This is a genomic window from Enhygromyxa salina, assembly GCF_002994615.1.
In the GTDB taxonomy this organism is placed as follows: domain Bacteria; phylum Myxococcota_A; class Polyangia; order Nannocystales; family Nannocystaceae; genus Plesiocystis; species Plesiocystis salina_A.
Genome location: NZ_PVNK01000225.1, coordinates 1 through 17,504, shown reverse-complemented (window position 1 = coordinate 17,504; position 17,504 = coordinate 1). Strand labels below are relative to the sequence as shown.

16 protein-coding genes are annotated in these 17,504 nt (G+C 69.7%); 13 read left to right on the top strand and 3 right to left on the bottom strand.

The window, feature by feature from the left end; genetic code table 11:
• Positions 1–243 precede the first annotated feature (243 nt).
• The 5 genes from ENSA5_RS38275 to ENSA5_RS26055 all read left to right on the top strand — a co-directional run bounded on the left by ENSA5_RS38275 (position 244) and on the right by ENSA5_RS26055 (position 3,047).
• Positions 244–417, top strand: coding sequence for a hypothetical protein (locus ENSA5_RS38275; RefSeq protein ID WP_181198155.1), 174 nt, complete (start codon positions 244–246; stop codon positions 415–417).
• 9 nt (positions 418–426) lie between these two features.
• A complete protein-coding gene (locus ENSA5_RS26070) occupies positions 427–942 on the top strand; it encodes a hypothetical protein (protein ID WP_106394404.1) in 516 nt (171 codons plus the stop codon).
• A 46-nt stretch (positions 943–988) separates the two neighbouring features.
• The gene (locus ENSA5_RS26065) at positions 989–1,837 is read left to right on the top strand and encodes a glutaredoxin domain-containing protein (RefSeq protein WP_106394403.1); all 849 of its coding nucleotides are present in this window, start codon (positions 989–991) and stop codon (positions 1,835–1,837) included.
• Between the two features lie 217 nt (positions 1,838–2,054).
• Positions 2,055–2,516 carry a hypothetical protein gene (locus tag ENSA5_RS26060; RefSeq protein WP_106394402.1) on the top strand — a complete coding sequence of 154 codons (462 nt, stop codon included), beginning with the start codon at positions 2,055–2,057 and terminating at the stop codon, positions 2,514–2,516.
• Between the two features lie 63 nt (positions 2,517–2,579).
• Positions 2,580–3,047: a Dps family protein gene (locus ENSA5_RS26055; RefSeq protein WP_308726574.1), complete on the top strand. Its 468-nt coding sequence runs from the start codon at positions 2,580–2,582 to the stop codon at positions 3,045–3,047.
• Between the two features lie 6 nt (positions 3,048–3,053).
• Here ENSA5_RS26055 and ENSA5_RS26050 read toward each other — a convergent pair whose 3' ends face one another.
• The gene (locus ENSA5_RS26050) at positions 3,054–4,589 is read right to left on the bottom strand and encodes a hypothetical protein (RefSeq protein WP_146156134.1); all 1,536 of its coding nucleotides are present in this window, start codon (positions 4,587–4,589) and stop codon (positions 3,054–3,056) included.
• 74 nt (positions 4,590–4,663) lie between these two features.
• Here ENSA5_RS26050 and ENSA5_RS26045 point away from each other — a divergent pair, with 74 nt between their 5' ends.
• The 4 genes from ENSA5_RS26045 (at position 4,664) to ENSA5_RS26030 (ending at position 9,437) form a co-directional block, all read left to right on the top strand.
• On the top strand, positions 4,664–5,458 hold the full coding sequence (locus tag ENSA5_RS26045) for a hypothetical protein (protein ID WP_106394399.1): 795 nt from the start codon (positions 4,664–4,666) through the stop codon (positions 5,456–5,458).
• The gene (locus ENSA5_RS26040) at positions 5,442–6,242 is read left to right on the top strand and encodes an ATP-binding cassette domain-containing protein (RefSeq protein ID WP_106394398.1); all 801 of its coding nucleotides are present in this window, start codon (positions 5,442–5,444) and stop codon (positions 6,240–6,242) included. The genes ENSA5_RS26045 and ENSA5_RS26040 overlap by 17 nt, the downstream gene beginning before the upstream one ends.
• Positions 6,239–7,756: an ABC transporter permease/substrate-binding protein gene (locus ENSA5_RS26035; protein WP_106394397.1), complete on the top strand. Its 1,518-nt coding sequence runs from the start codon at positions 6,239–6,241 to the stop codon at positions 7,754–7,756. The genes ENSA5_RS26040 and ENSA5_RS26035 overlap by 4 nt, the downstream gene beginning before the upstream one ends.
• Positions 7,757–7,967: 211 nt before the next feature.
• On the top strand, positions 7,968–9,437 hold the full coding sequence (locus ENSA5_RS26030) for a hydroxymethylglutaryl-CoA synthase (protein WP_106394396.1): 1,470 nt from the start codon (positions 7,968–7,970) through the stop codon (positions 9,435–9,437).
• A gap of 59 nt (positions 9,438–9,496) precedes the next feature.
• Here ENSA5_RS26030 and ENSA5_RS26025 read toward each other — a convergent pair whose 3' ends face one another.
• On the bottom strand, positions 9,497–10,750 hold the full coding sequence (locus ENSA5_RS26025) for a hypothetical protein (RefSeq protein ID WP_146156133.1): 1,254 nt from the start codon (positions 10,748–10,750) through the stop codon (positions 9,497–9,499).
• Between the two features lie 414 nt (positions 10,751–11,164).
• Positions 11,165–11,842: a Dph6-related ATP pyrophosphatase gene (locus ENSA5_RS26020; RefSeq protein ID WP_106394394.1), complete on the bottom strand. Its 678-nt coding sequence runs from the start codon at positions 11,840–11,842 to the stop codon at positions 11,165–11,167.
• A gap of 89 nt (positions 11,843–11,931) precedes the next feature.
• On the opposite strand from ENSA5_RS26020, the gene ENSA5_RS26015 reads away from it, so the two are divergent.
• The 4 genes from ENSA5_RS26015 (at position 11,932) to gspD (ending at position 17,457) form a co-directional block, all read left to right on the top strand.
• Positions 11,932–12,462, top strand: a complete 531-nt coding sequence (locus ENSA5_RS26015) for a hypothetical protein (RefSeq protein ID WP_106394393.1) — start codon at positions 11,932–11,934, stop codon at positions 12,460–12,462.
• Between the two features lie 188 nt (positions 12,463–12,650).
• A complete protein-coding gene (locus ENSA5_RS26010; protein WP_106394392.1) occupies positions 12,651–14,072 on the top strand; it encodes a sigma-54-dependent transcriptional regulator in 1,422 nt (473 codons plus the stop codon).
• 26 nt (positions 14,073–14,098) lie between these two features.
• Positions 14,099–15,115 (top strand): type II secretion system protein GspC, encoded by a 1,017-nt coding sequence (gene gspC / locus ENSA5_RS26005; RefSeq protein WP_106394391.1) that lies wholly within the window; start codon positions 14,099–14,101, stop codon positions 15,113–15,115.
• The gene (gene gspD / locus ENSA5_RS26000; RefSeq protein ID WP_106394390.1) at positions 15,112–17,457 is read left to right on the top strand and encodes a type II secretion system secretin GspD; all 2,346 of its coding nucleotides are present in this window, start codon (positions 15,112–15,114) and stop codon (positions 17,455–17,457) included. Before gspC ends, gspD begins: the two co-directional genes overlap by 4 nt.
• The last annotated feature ends 47 nt before the right edge of the window (positions 17,458–17,504 follow it).

Sequence of the window (17,504 nt, the reverse complement as noted above, 5' to 3'; positions counted from 1 at the left end):
CTCGCGCCGCCTCGCTTGGCCTTTTCGCCGAGGGCTTTGTCGCCAAAACTTGCAGTACGCCCGGTACAGCGGCGTTTTGGCTTCGCGCCCTCGGCGAAAATTCCGGCGCGAGGCGACACGATGCATTACACCCCGGGCTGCTAGCAGCCCGGGGTGCTAGCAGCCCCAGGCTGGGCCGCGGGTCCAACACGACACCCGAGGCCAGTGGCCTTCACGCACGACCGCGAGTTACGCTGTCGTGCGATGTTTCGTTGTCCACGACATGTCCTCCACGCGCTCGCGCTCGCGCTGCCCCTGTCGCTGTCGCTGTTCGCCTGCGAATCGGCCGAGGGCGACGCGGCCAAGGCCGAGCTCGCCGAGGCCCAGGCCGAGCTCGCTCGAGACGCAGATGCATTGCACCCCGGGCTGCTGGGGTAGAGTCCGGCGGTGCACAAGCTCGCCCAGCTCCCGATTGTTGTCGCGCTCGCCATGGCCCTGCCGCTCGGCTGCGGCAAGAAGGACGACACCGAGGCCAAGGCCGAAGCGGTCAAGGTCCTGCCCGAAGCCTCCAACGGCTCGCCGCTCGCTGTCGAGCTCGTCGAGTTCATCGGCGAGGGCGAGGAGCGGGGCATGAAGGTCCGGCTCTACAACCACGGCGACAAGACGGCCGCGGGCGCGATGCTGCTGTTTCGCTACTACGACGCCAGCGACAAGCTGCTGAAGGTCAAGCCCGGGACCGCGTTCGAGAGCGACAGCGACTTCACCTCGATCTCGGGCGGCCGCTACAAGTGCGAGGCCAAGAAGAACGCGACCTTCGAGCTCGACGGCCGGATGCTCGCGGTCCCGGCCGACGCCGCGCGGGTCGAGATCCTCGCGTCGAAGGTCAGCGCGCTCGCGGCCGACGGCAACACGATCGAGGACTGGTGGAGCCAGGAAAATTTCTCCGACTGGCCCGAGGGCTGAGCTGACGCGCCCGGGCGCACCTGTCCAGGACTGCGAACAACGCCCCATGACGACCTCTCGAGACTCGACTCTGCTCGGCGATCCGGACCGTGAGGCCCAAGTCTACGGCACCGGCGCTTGCCCCTACACGGGCCGGGCGCGCCGGCTGCTGCGCGAGCAGGGGCTCGACCACGTCTACATCGACCTCGACGAGCCCCAGCATCGCCGGCTCGAGGCGCTGCTGCAGACCCACACCGGGCAGCGGACCGTGCCCTGGGTCTTCGTGCGCGGCCGCTTCGTCGGCGGCTACGATGAGCTCGACCAGGAGGCGCGCCTCGGTCAGCTGGGCACGAGCCCCGCGGATCGGGTCGCTGTGCTCGCGCCGCCCTCCGAGACCCCGACCCGCCCCGGACGCGAGGTCGAGCTCGGCGAGGCCCTCGCGGCGAGCTCCGGCCGCAAGCGCCCCAGCCGCCCCGAGACGCACCAGCTCGTCGACCCCATGAAGCTCATGGAGCTGGGCCTGACGGTCGAGGGGGAGACCGAGGGGGAGCCCCTGACCCTCGCCCTGATCGAGGAGGTCGCCGGGGACGAGGGCGCGCCGCTCCAGCTCGTCATGGCCGGCGTCGCGCTCATGGACGAGCTCGAGCTCGAGCGCGAGAGCGACGTGTGCTTTCGGGTGTGCACGGGCCGGTGCCAGAGCTGGGGCGCCCTCGACCGCCTCGAGCACCTCCTGAGCCTGCGCCAGGACGATCGAGGCGACGGCAAGCCGAGCTTCGACATCGAGCCCGTCGAGTGCCTCGACCGCTGCGATCGCGCGCCGGCGGTCGTCGTCGTGACCGAAGATGGGATCGCCGGCCTCGACGCCGCCCGCGACGAGGACCTGAGCGCCGCCGTCGAGCAGCTGTGCGAGGGCTGAGGGAGCGGCGGCGCCGAAGCCAGACAGATGGCACCCAGGGAAAGCGACGCAGGGGTGCCGCAAGAAAAGCAGGTAGGTGGGCGAAGCGAGGGTTGGACAACCAGGGCCGCCCTGGGCCGGTCGAACGCGGATGATCGAATTCGCGACCACTATGGTCATAGACGGACCTGAGGAGGGCGCTACGGTACCCACGTCAACCCGAACTGGAAGGGCCGTCATGAACTTCGTGGTCATCAACGACAAACTCGCTCCGATCCGTATCCTCCGGCAGGTCGAGGCCGTTAGCGATGCCGAGTTCGCCGAATTCCTCGCCAACGAGCGCGCGTTCAAGCTGCGCGAGGTCGCGCGGGGCGGTCGCTGGGTCGAGGTCGTCGACTACGGGCGCTGCCCCGGCCTGACCCCGGTCCAGCAGCGGATGTGCGCCGAGTGGTTGGCGACGAGCCTCCCGATGATCGCCTCGGCCACGATCGGCGTCGCCGTGACGGTTCCACCGGAGTTCCTCGCCCAGGGCGAGCGCTTCACCGATCAGTTCGATCGCGTTGGCATCCCCAGCAGGATTTGCAGCACCCTCGACGGCGCGCTGCGCTGGGCGCTCGAGCGTTGCTACGACGAGGACGTGTCGATCGCTCCCGACCTCGTCTTCGGTGGCGTCGACGCGTTCCGCACGGTGTTTGCGTAGCCGCGAGGGGTCTGCAGGCGCGCTCCCCGGGCGCCCGCCGGTCGTTGTGCTATGGGCCCAGCCATGCAGATCGACATCGGTATTGAACCAGACCAACGCAAGCAGATCGCCGGGGGCTTGTCTCGGGTGTTGGCGGACAGCTACACGCTGTACCTCAAGACCCACAACTTTCACTGGAACGTGACCGGGCCCATGTTTCAGACCCTCCATCTGATGTTCGAGGCCCAGTACACCGAGCTCGCGCTCGCGGTCGATCTCATCGCCGAGCGCGTCCGTGCGCTGGGCTTCCCCGCGCCGGGCACCTACAAGCAGTTCGCCGAGCTGTCGGCGATCCGCGAGGATGACGGCGTGCCCAAGGCCGAGGACATGATCCGGCGCCTCGTCGAAGGGCACGAGACGACGGCCCGGACCTCGCGCGAGGTGTTTCGGGTGGCTGAAGGCGCGAATGATCAGCCGACTTGTGACCTGCTCACGCAACGAATGCAGGTCCACGAGAAGACCGCCTGGATGCTGCGGAGCTTGCTCGAGTAGCGGGGCTCAGCGCGGCTCGAGCTCGAGCTCGATGATCTGGCCGCCGTCGACGAGCTCGACCCCGAGCTCATGGGGCGTGAGCGACAGCCACTCGCGCAGCGTCTCGCTCCCAGGTCGACTCTCGAATTCGCCGGGCAGGGGGCCCGAGGGCACCGCGACCTCGAAGTCGTCAATGTCGCCGTCGATCGAGCCCGGAGCGCTGGTCTCGATCGCCGCGAGCACGTCCGGAAGCGCGCTGGCGCCGGCAAACAGCAGCCGCTCGGTCGGTTGGCCGCGGAGCACGAAGAGGCGCGCGACGCCCTCCTCGACCGCCGGCTGCCACTGCGGCTTGAAGTCGAGCTGACCGAGGCTCGGGAGGGCCTCGAAGGCCGCAACCTTTTCGGTCTCGCCGATCCACTGGCGGCCCTGCTCGGTCAGCCGCGCGCGCACGCGCAAGGCCTTGCCTTCGGTCCCGTAGGGCACCTGGTGGGCGAAGCGATCGACGAGCAGCGGCGGGAGCACCCGGGTCTCCCGGGCCTCGTCGTAGCGCTGGCCGGCGAAGTGAGCGGCGAGCAGCAGCGCCCGATCGACCCGCTCGAGCCCGGCGCGATCGAGCTCGACCATGTAGCCCTCGCGCGGGGTGAACATCGGCGCGCGGGCCTGGGCGGGCGGCTCGAGCGCTTCGCGGTAGCGGGCCAGCTGCGCGTCGTCGAGGTGGAGCAGCAGCGAGCTGAGCTCGACGTCGACCCCGCGAGCTCCGGCGCCGTGCCAGTCGGGGTAAGCGAAGTGATCGAGGACCAGGTCGTCGTCGATCTCGCGCACGACGAGCAGCGCGCGGCCGCCGTCCTGACGCACGACCGCGACCACGTCGTCGAGGGCGAGGAGACCGGCGAGCAGCTTGGACCCGGGGGTCGGCGGCAGCGGAGTCCTGGGCACGAAGACCTCGGACCCGCTCGGGTGGCGGCTGAGCAGCTCCTCGTAGCGCGCGACGAAGCGCCCGGGGCGGTCGGTGCGACCAAACAGGCGCCAGTGGATGCGGGGCACCTCGGTGGTCTCGAGCTTGGCGTTGAGCGGGGCGAGCAGCGTGGCGAGGGCCTCGACCGCCTCGGGCTCGAGCTCGCAGTTGAGGCGCGTGGGTCGGTCGGCGCAGTCGGGGACCAGCGTGCGCGAGTCGAGGGCGTCGGCGTAGGCGCACACGCACTTGCCGAGCTTGTGAGCCTGCCTCGACAGCTCGTTGCGGACCTCGTGGAGCTCGTCGATCGCGGTCGCGGCGGCGTCGAGTTCGGCGGCGTCGGGCGCCTGGAGCGTCGCGCACACGACCCGATCACGCTCGAAGCCGAGGCTGTCGAGGGCCATCGGATCCATGGTCCGCGCGTAGAAGCCGGTCGGGACCGCGACGCTCGGGATCGCGTCGAACAGCTGCGGGAGCTCGAGGTTGGGCCCGGAGACGGTGCAGCGGACAACGGCGGCGTCGCTGCCGATCCAGTCGGGCGCGCCCTTGCGGACGCCGCAACCGCCCAGCAAGGTGGCGACAGCGAGGACGGCGAGGCTCCGAGGAGTCACGGGCGCAGAGTACCAGCGCAGGCCTGGGCCGTGGCCGCGTTTGCTCGGCGCTCGACCCTGCTACCCTGGGCCCGGTGTTCCTGCGCGCCCTCGCCGTGCTCGCCGCGATCGCGGTTCCGCTCCTGCTGACGATCGACGCGATCTCGGGCCTCCACCCGGCGATGTTCTGGGTCGGGCCGCTGGTTGCGATCGCGTGCGCGTTACCGATCGTGCTCGCCGCCGAGTCGGCCCGCGGCCAGGCCCTGGTCGGTGCCGGGCTCGCGGCGATGGCCGCCGCGTCGAGCCCCGAGCTGCCCGAGCTGCTGGCGGTGACCCGCGACCCCGACGCGATGCCGGTCCTCGATCTGCGCGAGGCCCCGGTCCCCGAGGGGCAAGACGGCTACGTCGCCGTCCGCGGCTACCTGCGCACGGAGTGGGTCGTCGACGAGTATCAGGTCGCCGACGGTGACCGGCCCGATCAAAACGAGGAGGCCAAGGCCGTGCTGCTGCCGCTGCTCGGGACCAACGAGGAGATCATCGCGGCCGACGAGCACCTCGGGCGGGTGATCGTCGCGCGCGTGAGCCCGCGGGTCGCCTACGGATCTCCGCTCGTGACCCTGCGCGGTCGGCTCGTGCCGGTCGGCCCGGAGATCGTCGACTCGCTGTTCATCGTCCAGGTCAACGATCAGGGCCTCGCGAGCGGCGTCGAGCTGAGGCCCAAGGCCGTGATGCTCGACACCCTCGACATGCCGACCCGCGGCCAGGCGCTCACGCGTACCGGTCTGGCCGGCGGCGCGGCGCTCTTGAGCCTGATCTTGCTGCTGCTCGCGCTGCCCAGGCCCGCGGCTCGGGCCAAAGCCAAGCCCGAGGGCGATGTCGCCGCGGCCTGAGCTCGCGCTCGAGCTCGACGCTGTCAGCTGCCGCTTTGGCGAGGTCCTCGCCGTCGACGAGGTCAGCCTCGCGCTCGCGCCCGGCGAGTTGGTGGTGCTGGTCGGCGGCTCGGGCTCGGGCAAGACGACCACGCTCAAGCTGATCAACCGCTTGATCGAGGCCAGCGGCGGGCGCGTGCGCCTGGCCGGCGAGGACACGGCGAAGATCCCCGGGCACCTGCTGCGGCGCCGGATCGGCTACGTGTTTCAGGGCGTCGGGCTGTTCCCGCACATGCGCGTGGGCGAGAACGTGGGCGTGACCCCGGGCTTGCTCGGCTGGGATCCCGAGCGCACCCGCGCCCGGGTCGACGCGATGCTCGAGCTCGTCGAGCTGCCGGCCGCGGACTACCGCGAGCGCTGGCCCCACGAGCTGTCCGGCGGCCAGGCCCAGCGGGTGGGCGTGGCCCGGGCGCTCGCGGCCGAGCCCGAGCTGATCTTGCTCGACGAGCCCTTTGGCGCGCTCGATCCGCTCACGCGGCTGCGCTTGCAGGCGCGGCTCCAGGCGATCCGGGCCGAGCTCGAGCTCAGCGCGGTGTTCGTGACCCACGACATGCACGAGGCCCTGACCCTCGGCGACCGCGTGGCGGTGATGCACGAGGGGCGCCTCCAGCAGCTCGCGACGCCGACCGAGCTGCTGCGCGCGCCGGCCAACGACTACGTCGCCGCGATGATGGAGACCGTGGCCTCGGCGGCCTCGCTGATCGAGGGGCTCGCGGCCGAGGCGGGCGCGGAGGCGCGATCGTGACCGAGCTGCTCGCGGATCTGCCCGCGTTCTTGGGCGGCCACCTGCGCCTGACCCTGCTCGCCCTGGCCGTGGGCCTCGTGCTCAGCCTCCCGCTGGGCGTGCTCGCGACCCGCGTCCGGTGGCTCGAGCGCGTGGTCATGACCGGGGCGAGCGTGATCCAGACGATCCCCGGTCTCGCGCTGCTCGCGGTCATGGTCCCGCTGCTCGCGGCGCTGTCGCTGCCGAGCATCGGCTGGCTGCCCGCGCTGATCGGGCTCTCGGCCTACAGCGTGCTGCCGATCCTGCGCAACACCGTGACCGGGATCCGCGGCGTCGACCCGGCGCTGATCGAGGCCGCGCGCGGCGTCGGGATGAGCGACCGCCAGCGCCTGCGGCGGGTCGAGCTGCCCCTGGCCCTGCCCGTGATCGTCGCCGGGGTCCGGACCGCGAGCGTGTGGGTCGTGGGCACCGCGACCCTGTCGACGCCGGTCGGGGCGCCGAGCCTCGGCAACTACATCTTCTCGGGCTTGCAGACCCGCAACGACGCCGCGGTCGTGCTCGGCTGCGTGGCCGCGGCCGGGCTCGCGCTGGCCCTCGATGGGTTGATCCGCCTGCTCGAGTGGGCCGTCAGCGAGCGCAAGGTGGCCGCGCGCAACTTCGTGCTCGGGCTGTTCGGGCTCGCGTACCTCGGCGTGTTCGCGGTCCCGCTGATCTCGGCCTGGTCGGGCCCGGCCGCGAGCGAGCGGGTCGTGATCGGGACCAAGCCCTTCACCGAGCAGTACATCCTCGGCGAGCTGCTGCGCGGGCAGATCGAGGCGAAGACCGAGCTCAGGCCCGAGCTGATGCCCTCGCTCGGCTCGAAGGTCGCCTTCGACGCGCTGGTCGCCGGCGACGTCAGCGTCTACGTCGACTACTCGGGCACGATGTGGACCAACTTCATGAAGCGCGCGCCGACGGCGGACCGCGAGCTCGTCTTGGCTGAGCTCTCGCGGTGGTTGGCGGACGAGCACGACGTCACCCTCGTCGGCGCGCTCGGGTTCGAGAACGCCTACGCCCTCGCGCTGCCGAGCGCCGAGGCCGAGCGCCTGGGCGTGCGCACGATCGCCGAGCTCGCCGTTCACGCCCCGGGCTGGACGATCGCCGGGGACTACGAGTTCTTCTCGCGGCCCGAGTGGGCGCGGCTGCGCGAGGTCTACGGGCTCGAGTTCGAGGCGACCCGGACGATGGACAGCGCGCTGATGTACGGGGCCGTGCGTGGCGGCGAGGTCGAGGTCGTCAGCGCCTACTCGACCGACGGCCGCGTCGCGGCCTACGAGCTCACGCTGCTCGAGGACCCGCGCGGAGCGATCCCGCCCTACGACGCGGTGATCCTGATCAATGGAGAGGCCGCGCGCGCGCACCCGGAGCTCGTCGACGCGCTCGGGCAGCTCGTCGGGCGGGTCGACGCCCCGCGCATGCGCGAGGCCAATCGGGCGGTGGACCTCGACGGGCGCACGGTCGAGGGCGTCGCGGCGCGGCTGCTCGATGAGCTCTAGCAGCCCGTTGTGCAATGCTTCGCGCCGCCTCGCGCCGCCTCGCTTGGTCTTTTGGCCGAGGGCTTTGTCGCCAAAACTTGCAGTACGCCCGGCTGCGAGATTCGCGGTCGTCGGGGTGTGACGGCAGTCACCGCGCCCGAACTTCGCGTTGCTCAAACCCGGCGTAGGCGTCTAGTTTCCGCCCCACTCGTGGAAGGCGAGACAAGCGAACATGAATCCCGGCGTCAGCGGTTTTTCCCTCTACGTTCCCAAGCTCCGCGTCCCACTCGCCAATTGGTGTGAATGGACCGGCGCGCCAGTGCAGAAGGTCGAGGCCGTCGTCGGCCGCAGCTTCCGGGTGTGTGGCCCCGGCGAGAGCGTCTACACGATGGCGGCGGCGGCCGTCCTCGACCTGATCTTGCGCTACGAAGTCGATCCCCGCGACGTCGGCTTTCTCGGCTTCGGGACCGAGTCGAGCACCGACAACGCAGCGGGCGCGGTCGTCATCCGCGGCATGATCGACGACGCCCTGGCAGCCCTCGGTCAGCCGCGCCTGTCTCGGTCGTGCGAGGTGCCCGAGTTCAAGCACGCGTGCCTCGGCGGCGTGTACGGCCTCAAGGCCGCCGCTCGCTACCTCGCCTGCGACGGCAAGGCGCGACGAGCGATCGTGGTCAGCGCCGATATCGCGGAGTACGAGCGCGGCAGCACGGGCGAGCAGACCCAGGGCGCGGGCGCGGTGGCGATGCTGCTCGACGCCGAGCCGAAGCTCTTCGAGCTCGACCTCGACCACGCCGGTTGCTCGTCGGCGTACCGCGGGGCGGACTTTCGCAAGCCCTTCGCGCGCCATTTCGCCGACGGCTACGCGCCCAAGACCGGGCGCATGCACGACTTCCCCGTGTTCAACGGGAAGTACTCGACGCTGTGCTACGTCGACGCCACCGTCCACGCCCTCGACGACATGTTTGACCGGATCGGCGGGTCGCGTTCGGCCTTCTTCGAGGACGTGGCGATGGTCGCGTGCCACCGGCCCTATCACCACATGCCGCAGCAGGCGATGGCGGCGTCCCTGGTCTGGAGCCTGGCCCGCGAGCCCGCGAGCCGGGCGCAGCTCGAGGCGACGTGCGCCGAGGCGGGTCTGGACCCCGAGCAGGTGGTCGAGGAGGTCGCGCAGAGCCCCGACCTCTTCGCCGGCTTGCGGGAGCTCGGCCTCAAGTCGGACCCGTACCCGGCGGCGATGGGCCTGGCCAAGTTCTTCCGCAGGTCGGGCGCGTTCAAGGAGTTCGTCGCGGACAAGATGAGCCTGGGCGCCACGATCGTTCGCGACCTGGGCAACCTCTACACCGCCGCGTTGCCGGCCTGGCTCGGCTCCGCGTTCGAGGACGCCCTGGCCAAGGGCGTCGACCTGAGCGGCAAGAAGATCCTCGCCGTCGGCTACGGTAGCGGCGACGCGGCCGAGGCGATCCCGCTCGAGGTCGTCCCCGGCTGGCAGGAGGCGGCGGCTCGCGTCGCCTTCGCCGAGGCGCTCGGGGGCTCGATCGACCTCTCGCGCGAGCAGTACGAGGCGATCCACGACGGCCGCCCGGCCCCAGACCTTCCGGCCGCCTACAGCGGCCCCTTTGTCGTCGAGCGCGTCGGCGAACGCAACGACCCCGAGTTCCAAGACATCGGCATCGAGTACTACGCGTATCGGAAACCGGCTTAGCCGAGCCTCGAGCTCGGCCGCCGCTCGCGGTCGAGCCTCGCCCCGAGGACACGGGTGAGTCAGTACTGAAGTCGAAGGCCGAGCGCGCCATCGGTGTCGAAGGCGCCATACAGGATCAGCGCGTAGAGGCCCGACGGGAGCTCTAGCAGCCCGTGGTGCAATGCATCGTGTCGCCTCGCGCCGGAATTTTCGCCGAGGGCGCGAAGCCAAAACGCCGCTGTACCGGGCGTACTGCAAGTTTTGGCGACAAAGCCCTCGGCGAAAAGGCCAAGCGAGGCGGCGCGAGGCATTGCACCACGGGCTGCTAGCCTCTCGTCGGGGCTCGCGTGGGTCAGCATGCTCGCCGAACCATCCCAGCAGTCTCCGCAGCTGGTCACGAGCGCGCGGCTGTCCGGGCTCGGCGCGCCCGACAGGGCGATCGCCACCGAGCCCCCGACCCAGTTGTCGACCTCGATGACGAAGTTCGCTGCGCGCGTGGCGACGCCACCGTTGAGCGAGTGTGGACCAAACACGTGGTCGTCGGTGCACGCGAGCGCGTCCGAGAACTCCGCGTCCTCAGCGTCGGCCATGAATGCCGGGCGCAAGCTCGCGTCCACCACCCCGCTCATGACCCGCCCGCAGGCGGTCAGCGGGTGATGAAACTGGGCCAGCGCGCAGTCAGGATAGTCTGCGTAGGCCGCCCACGCCTGCTCGAAGGTCTCGCCATAGACCGCCTCGAAGTCCGTGGTCCACTCGGCGAGCGGCTGCTCGCGGTTCGAGCTCGCGTCACGCACGCGGCGCTCGAACTCGATGAACTTGTCCCAGCCCGACCTGGAGATCAAGAACGACACGAAGTGGGCCGATCGCTCGTAGAGCCCGCGGCCGTCCTCGCTCCCCTCCCAGCTCCCGAGCGCGAGCGCCTCGAGCAGCTGCGCGCGCGCGACCATCTCGGCGGGGTCGTTGCTGCTGGGGGCGCTGAGGAAGGTCGCCAGGCCTTCCTCGAGCACAGCGGGGAGCGACTCGCGCGCAGCGTGGACGAGCTCGTGGGTCGAAGCCAGCGTCCGCGCGTAGACCTCGGCGTCGAGGGAGCACGCGAGCGTCGACAGCTTGCAGGGCAATTCGGCGTCATCGTAGTGCGACTCGGGCATCCACGTGTATTCGACGGGGCCAGGCTCGACCCCGAAGCGATCTTGCAACTCGATGACCTCGGACTCCATCAAGTCGAAGGTCCCCGCGCAGATCTCGAGCTCTGCTGGCGCGCGTAGAGTCAGGCGGGGGCTTCGCTGGACAATCGGCGGCAGCTCGGGGCCCCCGCACGCGCTCGCGCTGAGCACACAAGCGCCGGCTACCCGGAGCCTAAACTGCGGCCAAGCCGACCTCGAACCTGGGGCGTGCCCTGCACTGGCCTCGACCTCGGCGAACTCATCATCGCAGTGGTCCGAAACCGCGGTCCTGGTTGCTTGCCCGGTGAACCCGAAGTGCATATGGCCGCCACAGTGGTGTCGAAAGCCGAAGTTGCCGTTGTCCTCGCCGACGAGGCATGCGTTCTCATCGATCTCAGCGCCAGGCGACAGCAGAAAATGCTGCACCGCTCAGTGTAGCGTTTGTCTTTGCTTGCTGAGAGGGAATTGCTCGAGGACCGAACTCGAGCGCGCGCCAAGGTCTCGGCTCGCGGGGCGGACCCGGCGTCAAATTGGCCAGGCCGCGCGTGACCCGCTTGGCGCCGCTTCGATGAAGCGCGCGCCTCCTCAACACGGCAGCAGATCCGCGAACACGAAGCCCTCGCGCTCGACGACCTCCCCGGGCGCGACCGCGATCGCCTCGGAGAACCCGGGCCCGTCGCTCACGAAGGTGTGAAACTCCCCGTGCTCGCCGCAAGGATCCACGCCCTCGGGCAGCTCGCCGACCAAGAGCGCGTCCCAGCGCCGCCCGGCGAGCTCAGGCGGGAGCTTGCGCGGGTCGACGCAGGTCAGGGTTGCGACGACCCCCGCGCTCAGCATCTCGCTTGCGAGCGCGCGCGTGTCTCGACCCTTGTCCCACAGCGGAAACACCGGCTCGATCCCGGTCCCGGCCAGCTGCTTCTCGCGGTAGGCCCGGATGTCTTCGAGGAACAGATCTCCAAACACCACGCGCTCGACCCCGTCGCGCCGGGCCTGCTCGATGAAGGCGCCCATCCGCTGCTCGTAGATCTCGTTGGGGCACGGCCGGGGCAGCTCGACGACGTGCAGCGGCAGCGCGAGCGAGGCGGCCTGCCGACGCAGGAGCTCGTGACGCACGCCGTGCATTGCGACCCGATCAAACTCGCTGCTGACCGTCGTCAGCAGGCCCACGACCTCGAGCTCGCGGGCTTGGCGGACGAGGTCCAGGGCGTAGGCGCTATCCTTGCCGCTGCTCCAGCTGACGAGGGCCTTGGGGCGAGTCGGCATGCTGGGATGGTAGCCGGAGCGCGGACGCTCACGGCGCCGGGCCCGGGCTCGGCTTCGCGATCGCGCAAACTAGCGCTACAACCCCCTTGATGGCCGACTCCAGCCAGGGCGGGGTGCCGCCCGGACCCCCCGAAGTCCCCGGCCCCAACGAGGCCGCGCGGCGGGCGATCGGCGTGCGCGTGCTCGTCGTGCTCGGCGTGGTCCTGGCCCTGCTCATGGTTGTGTTCGGTCGCGCGACGGTCAAGGGCTACGACGAGTTCGAGGCCTACAAGAGCAGCACCCTCGAGGACCCCAACAACCCGCCGCGCTGGGAGACCGAGGCCCTCGACGTCGACGGCTGCGTCGACGAGGCGCTCGCATGGATCGAGGCGTGCCCGGGGGTGTCGAGCTGGTGCGAGGCCTCGCTGTCCAACGTGATGCGCCAGTGCCTCGCGACCCAAGACCGCAGCGAGTACTGCGAGTCGGTCGGCGACGCGGTGCTCTCGACGCGCTTTGGCTTCGAGGAGTGCTCGGCTCGCTACGATCAGATCGAGGGCCGCTACGCGCGGCGCTACGCCAAGAAGCACTGCTCGCTGATCTACCGGGTGATCGCGGACAGCTGCACGCCGGGCGGGGCCTGAGGGCGCGGTCGACCGATCTTCGCCGAGCGCACAACTGTGCGATCTGCGCTCGATCTGAAATGACAAAATGTCTCGATGCCCCCGACACCGTGACAGGAGGGCGCGGACAGGCCGTCAGGCTCGATCTCAACTACTTGATATCAAACGAGAAAGAGATCGGCGCTAAGCTTGCTTGGCAACCCCCGAGCATGCAAGAGCCCAGCGCGCAGACCGTCCTCGTCGTCGATGACGAGGCCAACATCTTGGAGGCCTTGCAGAAGGTCCTGACCAAGGAAGGCTTCGAGGTCTTGACCGCCGGCAACGGCAGGCAAGCCCTCGAGATCCTCCGCAAGCAGCCGATCCGCGTGATGATCACGGACCTGCGCATGCCCGGCATGACCGGCGACGACCTGCTCAAGGCGGTCAAGGCGATCACGCCCGAGGTCGAGGTCATCGTCATGACGGCCTACGGCACGGTCGAGAACGCGGTCGAGGCCATGAAGCTCGGGGCCTACGACTTCGTCAGCAAGCCGCTCAAGCGCGCGGCGGTGGTCTCGGCGGTCCGCAAGGCCCTCGACAAGCAGCAGCTCGTGGCCGAGAACCGCGAGCTCAAGGCCCAGCTGGCCGCGGCCACGACCCGCTCGATCGTCGGCAACTCGCAGGTCATGCGCGCGACCCTCGAGATGGCCCAGCAGGTCGCAAATTCCTCGGCCACGGTCTTGCTGCTCGGCGAGAGCGGCACGGGCAAGGAGCTGCTCGCGCGCTACATCCACGAGCAGAGCCCGCGGGTCGACAAGCCCTTCGTCGCAACCAACTGCGCGGCGCTGCCCGAGTCGATCCTCGAGTCGGAGCTGTTCGGTCACGAGAAGGGCTCGTTCACCGGCGCGGTTCGGGCTCGCGCCGGTCGCTTCCAGGAGGCCAGCGGCGGGACCTTGTTCCTCGACGAGATCGGCGAGATCCCGCTTCAGGTCCAGGTCAAGCTGCTGCGCGCGCTTCAAGAGGGCGAGGTCGAGCCGGTCGGCGGGCGCACGACCCCGGTCGACTTCCGCCTCGTGTGCGCGACCAACCGCGACCTCAGCGAGGAGGTCAAGGCCGGCCGCTTCCGCGAAGATCTCTACTACCGAATCAACGTCGTCCCGGTTCACGTGCCGCCGCTGCGCGACCGCCTCGAGGACGTGCCGCTGCTCGTCGATCACTTCTTGCGCATGTACACCGCGCGCCACGGCAAGGGCGTCGAGGGCGTCGGCGACGAGGCCGTCGAGCTCATGACCCGCTACGGCTGGCCGGGCAACGTCCGCGAGCTCGAGAACGCGGTCGAGCGGGCCGTGGTCCTGTCCCGCGGGCCTGTGATTCAAGTCGACGATCTGCCGCCGGAGCTGCGCGATCCTCAGGCCGGGCACGGGCGCCAGCTGACCTTCTCGGTCGGCACGCCGCTCGAGGAGGTCGAGCGGCGGATGATCATGGAGACGCTCAAGTTCACTCGCGGCGACAAGCGCCTCGCCGCCGACCTGCTCGGCATCGCAACGCGCACGATCTATCGCAAGCTCGAGGCCGGCCTGATCCGCGACGAGAGCTACACGCCCCACCGCGAGAAGTCGGACAAGCCTGATCCCAAAGGGATAATCCACTGATCGCGCACGCCTGAAAGGACCCGGCGATGGAGGCTCTGCTCAAGAAACACTTCTGGCTGATCAAGCTGATCGGGGTTGCGATTGTCGTGATCTTCGCGGCCAGCGCGGGCGTCAACATGTTCGTCAGCAAGCTCGCGCTCGAGCCCGCTGGCGAGAGCATCGCCGCGCAAGCCGATGAGGACGAGCACGGCGAGGACGAGGACGAAGAGGAGATCCGCGCGCGCCAGGCCAAGATGATCGACTCCCTCGCCGGGGTCGGCGACACGACCAAGTCGCGCAAGGAGGCGATCGCCAACCTCGTGGTCACCGGCAACGTCTTTTGCCCGACCTGCGCGCCCGAGCCCGAACAAGACCCGAGCGCGGCCGGCTCGCTCTCGGGCCCGCTGCGCCCGGGCGAGGTCAAGAGCAAGCTCCCCTTGATGCTGCTCGCGACCATGGAGTCCGACGACCCCAAGTACTCGATGGCCACGATCCTCCACACCGACACCAACGTGCTCGCGCCCTACAGCCCGCGCGACAGGGTCCGGGCCGGGGTCGTGATCTCGCGCGTCGAGCGTGGCCGGGTCGTGTTTCGCAACGGCGCCCAGATGGAGTACATCGAGCTCGGCATGGCCCCCCCGCCGACCACGTCCGTCGCGACGGCCGCAGTCCCCAAGCCCAAGCCCAAGTCGAACAGCCGGGCGATCGAGGGCGCGAGCGAGGCGATCAGCTGCGACTCCGACTTCGCCAGCTGCACCGTCGACAAGGCCTTCGTCGAGAAGCTCCTCGCCAACCCGGCCCAGCTGACCAAGCAGGCCCGCATCGTGCCCGCGGTCCGCGACGGTGAGACCAAGGGCTACAAGTTCTACGGCATCCGCCCCGGGAGCCTGCCCAAGCTGCTCGGCATGAAAAACGGCGACCTCCTGACCTCGGTCAACGGTCACCAGCTCGAGTCGCTCGACCAGGCCATGGACCTCTACAACAAGCTGCGCCGCGCCTCGCACCTGTCGGTGACCCTCGAGCGCAAGGGCAAGGCGGTCCAAAAAGAGATTGACATCAAATGAAGAGGACCAACTTCACTCGAGTACTCGCCAGCTTCGGCGCGACGCTGGGTCTCGGCGTCGGCCTGTGCGTGACATCTTCCCCCGCGTTCGCGGCCCCGCCCGGGCGCGCGACGGCGCCGCCAAGCACGACGGCGCCGCCGACCTCGACCGGCGTCGAGATGAGCGGCGACGAGGCCGGGCTCGGCCCCAACACCTGCAAGAAGTGGCCGGCCGACAAAAAGTTCACGATCACCATCCCGCGTGAGGCCGAGCTCGAGCAGCTCGTCCAGTGGATGATGACGATCTCGTGTCAGAAGTTCATCTGGAACGCCAAGATCCGCAGCGGCAAGGTCACGGTCCTGTCGCCGGTCAAGGTCTCGCTCCGCGAGGCCTACGCGGCGTTCTACGCGGCGATCGAGAGCATGGGCCTGACCGTCGAGCCGGCCGGCGACTACTTCAAGATCGTCGAGAGCACCGACGCCAAGTCGCTCAACCTGCCGGTCTACGAGAACGGCCGGGCGGTGCCCAACAACGACCGCTTCGTGACCCAGCTGATCCGGGTCAAGCCCGAGAACATCAAAGACATCACCGACCTCACGACCAAGCTCAAGGGCAAGCAGGGCAGCGTCGATGTCGTCGACAACATGCTGATCATCACCGACCGCGGCTCGATCGTGCGGCGGCTGATGAAGATCATCCAGGAGGTCGACACCGGCGCGGCCGCCAACGGCGAGAAGATCTTCTTCTATCAGCTGCAGTACGCCGACGCCGAGGAGGTCGCTCAGCTGATCCGTGACGTGTTCGGTGAGGGCAGCAGCGCCAGCAGCAGCAAGAGCAAGTCCAAGAACGCGACCAGCGACGTCCCCTTCTCGCGGGTCATCGTCGACGAGCGCACGGGCACGCTGATCATCACGACGACCGCGGGCGACTACATCACGATCAAGCGCCTGATCGAGCAGCTCGACGTTCGTCTGCCCGGCGGTGGCGGGCGGATTCGGGTCAAGCGCCTGCGCAACGCCGACCCCAAGGAGATCGCGACGGTGCTCCAGAACCTCGTCCAGGGGAGCGCGGGGGGCAGCGGCGCGACCCAGACCCGCAACAAGGGCGCGACCGAGGGCGGCGCCGCGACCGAGCTGTTCTCGGGCGACGTCAAGATCACCGCCGACGAGGCGACCCGCTCGCTGGTCATCATCGCGTCGGCGGCCGACTACAAGAGCCTCGAGCCGGTCATCGACGAGCTCGACCGCGACCGCAAGCAGGTCTACCTCGAGATCTACCTGCTCGAGGCCTCGGTCGGGCGCACGCTGACGACCGGCGCGGGGGCCCACGCCGCGTTCCCGGTCAACACCTCGGCCGGCGAGGGGGTCGGGCTCGTGGCCTCGGCGCCCTCGCAAGACGTCAACTCGCTGGTGCTCTCGCCCCAGGCCCTGCAGGGGCTGGCCGGCGGGGTCCTCGGCCCGCTGCTCGCGGGCTCGGGTCAGCTGCTCGGGGTCGGCAACGACATCCCCTCGTTCGGCGTGGTCCTTCAGGCCATCCAGAGCAACGAAGACGTCAACGTCGTCGCCGAGCCCCACGTCTACACGGCCGACAACAAGGAGGCGGAGATCGAGGTTGGCCGCAAGGTCCCGACCCCCGGCGCGCTGAGCTTCGGGACCGGTGCCCAAGGCGCCTCGCTCACGCCCCTGCAGTCGATCAACCGCGAGGACGTGACCCTCGACATCAAGGTCACGCCTCACGTCAAGGACGACGTCAGCTTGACCCTCGACATCGAGCTCGAAGACCGCGACGTCGTCAGCCAGGATCCGGTCCTCGGCGTGACCACGACCAAGCGTCGGATCAAGCTCGAGAACGTGCTCGCGCGCGACGACCTCCCGGTCGTGCTCGGCGGGCTGATGCGCGAGCGCGAGCTCGAGAACACCGAGCAGGTGCCCGGCCTCGGCTCGATCCCGATCCTCGGCTGGCTGTTCAAGCGCCGGGTCAAGACCAAGGAGAAGATCAACCTGCTGATCGTCATGGTCCCCCACCTCGTCGAGACCGCCGACGACATCCGCCGGATCCACGAGCGGCGCACGCGGGAGCGCTACGAGTTCCTCGAGCGCGAGACCAGCTTCAAGCGCCGCGAGCTCGCGACCAACGTCAACTACCGCAAGAAGGCCGGGCTCCTGGCCAACATCGACCGCGAGGCCCGGCGGCTCGAGTCGCAGGAGCTGCTCTTGCGCGAGGCGGAGATCGAGCTCACGGCCGAGCGGATCACGGGTGAGATCGGCATGAGCCCGCGCCTCGCCGGCGAAGAAGAGAGCGCGCCGACCTCCTCCGCGCGGCCGGCAACGCGGACGAAGTCGAAGCCGGGGGCGACCAAGTAGATGAGCGGGCCCGAGCAGCCGCGGCGGCCGCCGCGGCTGCTCGGGCC